Consider the following 1,013-nt stretch of genomic DNA (forward strand, 5'->3'; position numbering starts at 1 on the left):
TTACAAGCGACACAAATTTAATATCTAAAAGTTTTATAGTAAAAACAACAAAAATAATTAATTCGATTTACTCCATATCTACAGATTCTGATAATTGTCAATTTGTTCCTAACTCAACAGCAAATAATATTGAAATAATAGTCAATAAAATTCACCATGTGGTGTGAAATGTTTCGTATTGGCTAAAAAATACAACAAACAATACGCTCGACCGAAGCAATGGTGGTAGTAAAAAATGAGAAAAATTATTATTTTTGTTTTTGAGCAAATTGTTTTTTATCTTTTTATAATAAATTTCTTGTTGGTAGTAGGAGGATCAATATATTTAGCCCGCATACTAAAGACGCAGTTTTTATGGTTAACTTTAGATGAAGGGTTTGTTGCAGTTTTTTTAATACTCATAGGATTTTGTATTTTATGTGCGACTTTTGGAGTTTTGATGATTGCACTAGATAATAACAGAGCACTAAATAAGATTTTGGACACACTCAAAAGCAACTGATTTTTCAAAGGAAAACCGCGTAACTGATCAATTGATTTCGATAATTTCGTACTCCGCCATTAATGCTTTTTTTTAAATAGTTGCCATGCCATCAATCGAAAAATTTAACTTATTATTTCAATATGTTAAAAAATAATCATTTGTTCCTTCTAAGTTCAAAATCCCTCTGTCTTTAACAACATGTTGAAATTATAGTGAAAGACTCTCAGAAATGGGCGTCTTTTCGCTTTTCTGCCACATGACGCAAGTAGTGAATCCAGCGCCGACCTGGTTCTCGACCTAGCCTTCCTTCGAAAATATTGACGCTATCCGCTAAGAGCCCCCTTACGGGGATGGACTATTTTATTGATCCGTATTTGCCCTGCTCGGCGTAATCGCATCTTTTGCCGTTAAAAATGATTAATCAGCTTTCGCACGACTTCTGTTGACATCCTTTGTTTTTGAGATACGATCAACTCCGAAACTACGACATCAAAAACGAAGGAGACCTAACCATGCCTATTGCATCGAA

The 1,013-nt window shown here is 33.8% G+C and carries 1 protein-coding gene; it reads left to right on the top strand.

Annotation, left to right across the window (positions count from 1 at the left end; genetic code table 11):
• The first annotated feature begins 235 nt into the window (after positions 1-235).
• The gene (locus tag Q368_RS26410; RefSeq protein ID WP_156955910.1) at positions 236-502 is read left to right on the top strand and encodes a hypothetical protein; all 267 of its coding nucleotides are present in this window, start codon (positions 236-238) and stop codon (positions 500-502) included.
• Positions 503-1,013 lie beyond the last annotated feature (511 nt).

It is taken from the genome of Solidesulfovibrio alcoholivorans DSM 5433, assembly GCF_000702665.1.
In the GTDB taxonomy this organism is placed as follows: domain Bacteria; phylum Desulfobacterota; class Desulfovibrionia; order Desulfovibrionales; family Desulfovibrionaceae; genus Solidesulfovibrio; species Solidesulfovibrio alcoholivorans.

Coding starts and splice junctions, on each gene's coding strand:
- Q368_RS26410 (WP_156955910.1), top strand. CDS start 236: ATGAGAAAAATTATTATTTTTGTTTTTGAGCAAATTGTTTTTTATCTT.